Origin of the sequence: Pseudoalteromonas sp. S1612 (assembly GCF_005887175.1) — a bacterium.
GTDB classification, from domain to species: domain Bacteria; phylum Pseudomonadota; class Gammaproteobacteria; order Enterobacterales; family Alteromonadaceae; genus Pseudoalteromonas; species Pseudoalteromonas undina.
In genome coordinates, this window is record NZ_PNDH01000045.1 from 1 (window position 1) to 7206 (window position 7206).

Consider the following 7206-nt stretch of genomic DNA (forward strand, 5'->3'; position numbering starts at 1 on the left):
AAGCCCGAAGCCCGAAGCCTTTTACCAAATCATCTCTACAAACTCAGGATGATCGATATACGGGTTACGGTTTCCCTGAAATTCAAACGCTGCTTGGTTGCGGTCTAATTCCATTTGGCTAACAGGATCGTTGTTATGCCACTTTAACAGCATGGCCACAACCCAGCTTTCAAATACTTGGGTACTGGTGCCATTAAGCACGTCATTACTAGCTGCGGTGTTATTTTGCCAAGCACCAATTACGTTTTGATAACGGGTTGCCATGTAAAAATAAGCACGAGCAAAGTCACCTTTAAATTCATCAATAGGTTCAAACACAGTACCGTTGTAATTAATCGTATTACTTGCAGAGCCTAATTTACTGCCGTTGGTTGAGGTAAACGAAGCGCTTGCTACTTCACCGAATGGGAAGTTGCTTCGTTTTGAATTTACATAACCGTCAGTGGCGTAAATATGATGAACATCAGAGTTCATCGGTTCAACTTTTCCACCAAACCAACTTTTAGGGAACGAATGCTCTCGGTTGTAGCAATCTGCCTCACCACTGTAGGTGCCACATTGATCGCTAACGGCTGTGTATGTGTAGCTATCAGAGCTATTGGGCTTCTCGCTGTACATATCTAAAATACTATTATCGTTTTCATAGTATTTATCACGCGCCGATGCGTCGTAAAAATTCCAAATAGCGGAATACCCCTGAGCATTATGATTATTAATAATGTTATAAAGCTCAGTTTTTAGCGTGTAACCAGACAAGCCTTGAGTTGTCACATAGTAGCCGGTTGGCGTCGGTGTTGGCTCAGTGCTTCCTAATGAGAAAGCGGTAGCCTCGGTTGTTTGAAAACTAGCTCCACTGGCGAGCAATGTGCTTTCATTATTCAAGGCGTAGCTACCACTACCATATGAACAGCAAATACCATCGCCATAGCTGTCATTAATAGTAAATGTATACTCACCATCGGCTACGCATAATTGTTCGGTATATTGGGTGTTTGCAGCATACCCACTTCCGCTTGCAACGACACCGGTTTGGTTGTGCGCTATTTGCCAGCTGGTTTCTTCGCCGTAGTTATCTGTGGTTAGGCTAAAAGTAAGGCCGTTATCTGCGCAGCTTGGAGAGCCACTGCTGTCATTACTAGGCAAGAAGTTATCAACATAAACTAACTCGCTACCATCAAATCCCGTTGTATCATAAAAGCGTAAGCCGACATCAATGGTTTTATTACTATCGGCTGTGTAGCTGTAAGTAATGGTTTGCCATTGGTTGGTTTGTGCTGGATTTGAATAGCCTTGATAACCATCTATCAACAAACGCGCCTTAAGATGGCCTTCGGTATGATACACATCTACTGAGAACTCATAAGTTTTACCCATTTCAACAGCGACTTGCTGCAAAAAATCAGTATTGCTTTGTGTGCCTGTATTAACGCTAATCGCTGCTGCTTGTGAGCCTGTGCTTACGACTGTGCTGTTGGCAGATACGTTAATACCGCTATCAATCACTGTCCACGAATCTGGGGTGTTGCCACTGTATTGTTCAAAGTTGCCATTAACCACATTAGCCATCGCGGGTAATGAGGATAATAACAAGGTGCTCAAAAGTAATTTGTTTTTATATATACCGTGTAACATAGGTGTTCCTATTTATATTTTTGCGTAATATACCTTAGAACATTAAAGTTACAAAATTGTTAAATTAAAATTTCATAAAAGACAATAAAACCCTTTTAGGTCTATTTCGCAGGTTTTTAGGTAACTTAATAACTAAATGGAATATCAAAGCAGATTCTATTCTTTTTTTATCTATGCTTAGGCGGCTATCCTGCATACTCAATTAACCTCAACAGAACTTTCTGAGTGAGGTGGCACTCATTTTAAACAATGTGAACAAGCATTGTGTTTAACGTTCAGGGTTATGAGGAAAAATTCATGTTGTTAGGTCAACTCAATGCGCTAGCAAGTCCGCTTTCGCAAGAGCAAGTACAAAAGCTACAAGGTTTAGTGGCTGAACTTAATCCAATTCAGCAAGCGTGGGTTAGCGGCTACTTAGCTGCTAATGCTAATTCTGCAGCGCTAGGCGCACCAGCTTCAGTTACACCCGCAACCTCGGAAGCGGCAGCGTTGACCATTTTATATGGTTCGCAAACAGGTAATGCTAAAGCGGTGGCGACTAAACTTAAAGAGCAAGCTGAGTCTCGCGGCTTAGCAACAAAACTGGTTAGTATGTCAGATTACAAACCGACAGCCCTGAAAAAAGAAAAGTTTTTAACCGTTGTTGTATCGACTTACGGCGAGGGTGAGCCACCAGAAGACGCCGAAACACTGTATGAATTTTTAATTACTAAAAAAGCGCCAAAGCTTGATGGTGTCAAAGTTGCAGTATTAGGTTTAGGTGATTCTAGCTATGAATTTTTCTGCCAAACCGCTAAAGACTTTGAAGAGCGTTTAACTAAATTAGGTGCAGAGGTTATTCATCAACGCGCCGACCTAGACGTTGATTATGATGACGAAGCAGCCACTTGGATTGAGGGCGCATTAAATGCGTTTGAACCAGACTTAAAAGCCCAGCAAGGTGCGACAGGCGGTCAAGTTGTTTCTATGCCATTTGGCGCTCCTGCAGCAGCGGCTAGTCAGTACACAAAGCAAAATCCGTTTGCGGCAGAGCTAAGCTTAGTGCAAAAAATTACCGGTCGTGATTCAACCAAAGATGTACGCCATGTTGAAATTTCACTAGAAGGATCAGACATTACGTATACACCTGGTGATTCACTCGGTATTTACTTTTTAAATGATGAAGCCCGTGTAGATGAGCTACTAGCGCAAACGCAAATTGATCCAACTAGCCGCGTTAAACTTGGCGATGAAGAACTCAGCGTACGTGATGCCTTAATTGAAAAACTAGAGCTAACACAATCCTACCCTGGGTTTGTTGAAAAGTACGCCACGGCTACAGGCACGCCTGAGCTGCTTAAACTAGTAGAAGATAAAGGCGCAATGCGCGAATACATTGAGCCTCGTCAAATCTTTGATGTGGTTGCACAAAACCCAGCTAAATTAGAAGCGCAAACACTAGTTGATTGCCTGCGTAAATTACAAGCACGTTTATATTCAATTGCCTCTAGCCAAGCTGAGGTTGAAGATGAGGTGCACTTAACTATTGCATTGGTTGAGTTTGAAGCGTTTGGCACAGAGCACTTAGGTGGTTGTTCAGGGTACTTAGCACGCCGCGCAGAAGAAGGCTGTAAAGTAAAAGTATTCAGTGAACATAACGATAACTTCCGCTTACCAGTAAGCGATGACACACCAATTATTATGGTTGGCCCAGGTACTGGTATTGCGCCATTTCGCGCCTTTTTACAAGAGCGTGATGCACGAGAAGCAACAGGTAAAAACTGGCTGTTTTTTGGTAACCCACACTTTACTCAAGACTTCTTGTACCAAGTAGAAATTCAAGGGTATTTAAAGTCAGGTTTACTAAGTAAGGTTGATGTGGCGTTTAGCCGTGACCAAGCAGAAAAAGTTTATGTACAAGACAAGTTACGTAAAAACTCAAAAGAAGTGTTTGATTGGTTAGAAGCGGGAGCTCATTTTTATGTGTGTGGCGATGCTAACCGCATGGCAAAAGATGTGCACAATGCCTTAGTTGATATCATTAGCGAAAACACTGGTAAAAGCTATGAAGACGCAGAGCAGTACTTAAAAGACTTAAGAAGCGCAAATCGCTATCAGAAAGACGTGTACTAAGTGCACATTGCTTACTTTATAAAAAATAACGCTAACAGCCGTCACTGTAACAAATTTAGGATTAAACATGAGCGAACAAGATAAAAACGTAAAGCTTTCTGATAACGAGCGTTTGAAAAGAGAAAGCAACTTTTTACGTGGCACCATAGAGCAAGATTTAAAAGACGAGATCACAGGTGGTTTTACCGCCGATAACTTCCAGTTAATTCGTTTTCACGGCATGTATCAACAAGATGATCGCGATATTCGTCCTGAACGTGCTAAACAAAAGCTAGAGCCACTGCATAATGTGATGCTTCGCGCACGTATGCCTGGCGGTATTATTAAGCCAGAGCAATGGCTTGCAATTGATAAATTTGCTGGTGATAAAACCAGTTATGGCAGTATTCGTTTAACTACTCGCCAAACATTTCAGTTTCATGGTGTATTAAAACCTGAGATTAAAGGTATGCATCAATTGCTTAATAGTGTTGGAATTGATTCTATTGCCACCGCCGGTGATGTTAACCGTAATGTATTATGTACTACCAATCCGGTTGAGTCTGAGTTACATCAAGAGGCCTACGAGTGGGCGGCAAAAATTTCTGAACACTTATTACCTAAAACGAAGGCATACGCTGAAATTTGGCTCAATGGCGAAAAATCTGAAACTACAGAAGAGCCTATTTTAGGTTCAACGTATTTACCGCGTAAGTTTAAAACTACAGTGACGATCCCACCTAATAATGAGGTGGACGTACATGCTAACGATTTAAACTTTGTGGCGATTGCTGAGGATGGCAAACTCGTTGGTTTTAACGTGCTAGTAGGCGGCGGTTTGGCGATGACCCATGGCGATACAGCAACCTACCCACGTAAAGCGGACGACTTTGGCTTTATTAGCCTAGAAGATACGTTAAAAATTGCTGAGCACGTGGTATCTGTTCAGCGTGATTGGGGCAACCGCTCAAATCGTAAAAATGCAAAAACTAAATACACACTCGATCGTGTTGGCACTGAAGTATTCAAAGCTGAAGTTGAAAAGCGCGCAGGCGTGAACTTTGCACCAAGCCGCCCTTATGAGTTTACTCACCGAGGGGATCGTATTGGTTGGGTAGAAGGCATTGATGGTAAGCACCACTTAACCTTATTTATTCAAAGCGGTCGTATTTTAGACTACCCAGATAAGCCGCTTAAAACAGGGTGTCGCAAAATTGCAGAAATTCATCAAGGTGATTTTCGGATGACGGCAAATCAAAACTTAATTATTGCCGGTGTACCGGCCGATCAAAAAGCAGTAATTGAAGAAATAGCCCGCAATCATGGTTTGATTGACGATAAGGACACTGAGCAACGCAAAAATTCAATGGCGTGTGTGGCATTGCCAACTTGCCCATTAGCTATGGCCGAAGCTGAGCGTTACTTACCGAGTTTAATTGAAAAAATAGAAGGCTTATTAGCCAAACACGGGGTGCCAAATGACAGCATTATTATGCGTGTAGTTGGTTGTCCGAATGGCTGTGGTCGTGCCATGCTAGCAGAAGCAGGCTTGGTCGGCAAAGGCCCAGGTAAGTACAACGTTTACCTTGGGGGGAATACTGAGGGTACACGTATTCCAAAGCTTTACCTTGAAAATGTTGGCGAAGAGGTTTACTTAGAAGCATTCGATAAACTCATTGGGCAATGGGTTAGTGAACGTGATGATGGCGAATGTTTTGGTGATTTTGTGATCCGCAAAGGTATTGTTGCAGAAGTAAAAGTATCCGTTACCGATTTTTACGCATAATTTAAAAGCAGCGCAAAGCGCTGGTGAGGTTTAAAGTTGACCATGAGTGAATTTAAAAACATATTACAGCTAGATAAGCAAAGCCAACAGGCTATGTTAGCTGATGCGAACGGTTTGCTGGCTGACATGAGCGCAGAGCAGCGCGTTGCATGGGCACTTGAAAATTTGCCTGACACTGCGTTTTTATCATCGAGCTTTGGTATTCAGGCTGCAGTTATGTTGCATTTAATGACTGCACAGCGCCCAGATATACCTGTGGTATTAACCGATACAGGCTACTTATTTCCAGAAACCTATCAGTTTATAGAGCAAATGACTTCGCAGTTATCACTTAACCTAAAAGTGTATAAAGCGCAGCTGAGCCCTGCATGGCAAGAGGCTAAATTTGGAAAATTATGGGAGCTAGGTGAGGCAGGCATTAAGCAATACAACCAGCTCAATAAAGTAGAGCCAATGACACGCGCTTTAAAGGAGCTAAATGCGAGCACTTGGTTTAGTGGCCTACGTCGAGATCAATCCTCAAGCCGTGCTGAAAAGCAAGTACTAGAAATAAGCCGAGGTACGGTAAAAGTGTATCCCATTATTGAATGGAATAATCGCGATGTATATCAGTATCTAACAAAGCATAATTTGCCATACCATCCATTATGGGAGCAAGGTTATGTGTCGATGGGGGATGTGCACACCACGCGTAAACTAGAGCCCGGCATGAGTGAAGAGGAAACCCGTTTTTTTGGCTTGAACCGTGAATGTGGCTTACATATTGATGGTGATGGAATTTAATTACCTTATTATTCAAAGCTATAAAATGAAAAAAACGCAGCCTTTGCTGCGTTTTTTATTGTTTAATATTTGCTGAATTGATTCTTTTTTATTATATTGGTTGTGATGATGGATTAAACACACAGCAGGAACGCTATGAAATACTTCACCTATTTAGCAGTGTCAGTGATGATAATTGCTGTTATCTTATTGTTTTATATTAAAAAACCCAATGGCCAGCCTTGGCTAAGCACCTCTCATATTTATAATGAATCAACAGAGATCAAGAATGAAATGATAGCGCTTTCATCTAGCGCGTTAGATAGTATTACCTCAGCAATTACCACAGCGGGTGAAAAAATCACTGGGGCTACCTTTGAGACAGAAACTCCTAAGCCAATTTATAAATGGCAAGACGAGCAAGGACAATGGCATTTCTCAGATGTACCAAACAAGAATGGTAAAAGCGAAGTGGTAAAGCTTAACCCCGCCGATATTAATGTCGTGGTTGCAGAAGATACCGCCATTTTGAGTGGCAGTGCTAAATCAGCAGTAAAGCCTTTTCCTCAGCGAGCACCAGCGATATACAACAGTGAATCAATTAATAAGCTGTTTGAAGATGCTGAAAAAGCTAAAAAGAGAATAGAGCAACGCAGTAAAGAGGTCGAAAGTTTTAGCGGCTTTTAGTTTTGAGGTGTTTTTGCTGTGTCTTCAAATAACGCTTTTCTGCTTCCACTAGGGTCTGTTGATCTTTCAAGGTTAAATTTGCAGCAGTCTGTTTGGTGTTTAGGCAAGGCAGAGCCTATGTCGTGTGGTTATTCCCCATAAATAGGTGATAACGCAGCATCAATGCCAAACAGGCGCTGCCCGAAGGGTTCTGCCTAGGGGCCATTTACTCTTTGTTGCTCGGCTTTTACTTAGCCCACTAGGTTACA

General features: G+C 42.1%; 5 protein-coding genes. 4 read left to right on the forward strand and 1 reads right to left on the reverse strand.

The features are described from left to right. Positions 1-21: 21 nt before the first annotated feature. Positions 22-1632, reverse strand: coding sequence for an endonuclease (locus tag CWB78_RS15245; RefSeq protein WP_138596339.1), 1611 nt, complete (start codon positions 1630-1632; stop codon positions 22-24). Between the two features lie 297 nt (positions 1633-1929). On the opposite strand from CWB78_RS15245, the gene CWB78_RS15250 reads away from it, so the two are divergent. The 4 genes from CWB78_RS15250 to CWB78_RS15265 all read left to right on the forward strand — a co-directional run bounded on the left by CWB78_RS15250 (position 1930) and on the right by CWB78_RS15265 (position 6958). Continuing rightward, positions 1930-3744: an assimilatory sulfite reductase (NADPH) flavoprotein subunit gene (locus CWB78_RS15250; protein WP_109875673.1), complete on the forward strand. Its 1815-nt coding sequence runs from the start codon at positions 1930-1932 to the stop codon at positions 3742-3744. A gap of 67 nt (positions 3745-3811) precedes the next feature. Continuing rightward, on the forward strand, positions 3812-5509 hold the full coding sequence (cysI, locus tag CWB78_RS15255) for an assimilatory sulfite reductase (NADPH) hemoprotein subunit (protein ID WP_109875674.1): 1698 nt from the start codon (positions 3812-3814) through the stop codon (positions 5507-5509). Between the two features lie 42 nt (positions 5510-5551). Beyond that, positions 5552-6292 (forward strand): phosphoadenylyl-sulfate reductase, encoded by a 741-nt coding sequence (locus CWB78_RS15260; RefSeq protein ID WP_054202789.1) that lies wholly within the window; start codon positions 5552-5554, stop codon positions 6290-6292. A 135-nt stretch (positions 6293-6427) separates the two neighbouring features. Continuing rightward, positions 6428-6958, forward strand: coding sequence for a DUF4124 domain-containing protein (locus CWB78_RS15265; protein WP_055012455.1), 531 nt, complete (start codon positions 6428-6430; stop codon positions 6956-6958). The last annotated feature ends 248 nt before the right edge of the window (positions 6959-7206 follow it).

What these genes read in the sequence shown, in the direction of transcription:
- CWB78_RS15245 (WP_138596339.1), bottom strand. Translation starts at nt 1,632, where the DNA reads ATGTTACACGGTATATATAAAAACAAATTACTTTTGAGCACCTTGTTA.
- CWB78_RS15250 (WP_109875673.1), top strand. Translation starts at nt 1,930, where the DNA reads ATGTTGTTAGGTCAACTCAATGCGCTAGCAAGTCCGCTTTCGCAAGAG.
- cysI (WP_109875674.1), top strand. Translation starts at nt 3,812, where the DNA reads ATGAGCGAACAAGATAAAAACGTAAAGCTTTCTGATAACGAGCGTTTG.
- CWB78_RS15260 (WP_054202789.1), top strand. Translation starts at nt 5,552, where the DNA reads ATGAGTGAATTTAAAAACATATTACAGCTAGATAAGCAAAGCCAACAG.
- CWB78_RS15265 (WP_055012455.1), top strand. Translation starts at nt 6,428, where the DNA reads ATGAAATACTTCACCTATTTAGCAGTGTCAGTGATGATAATTGCTGTT.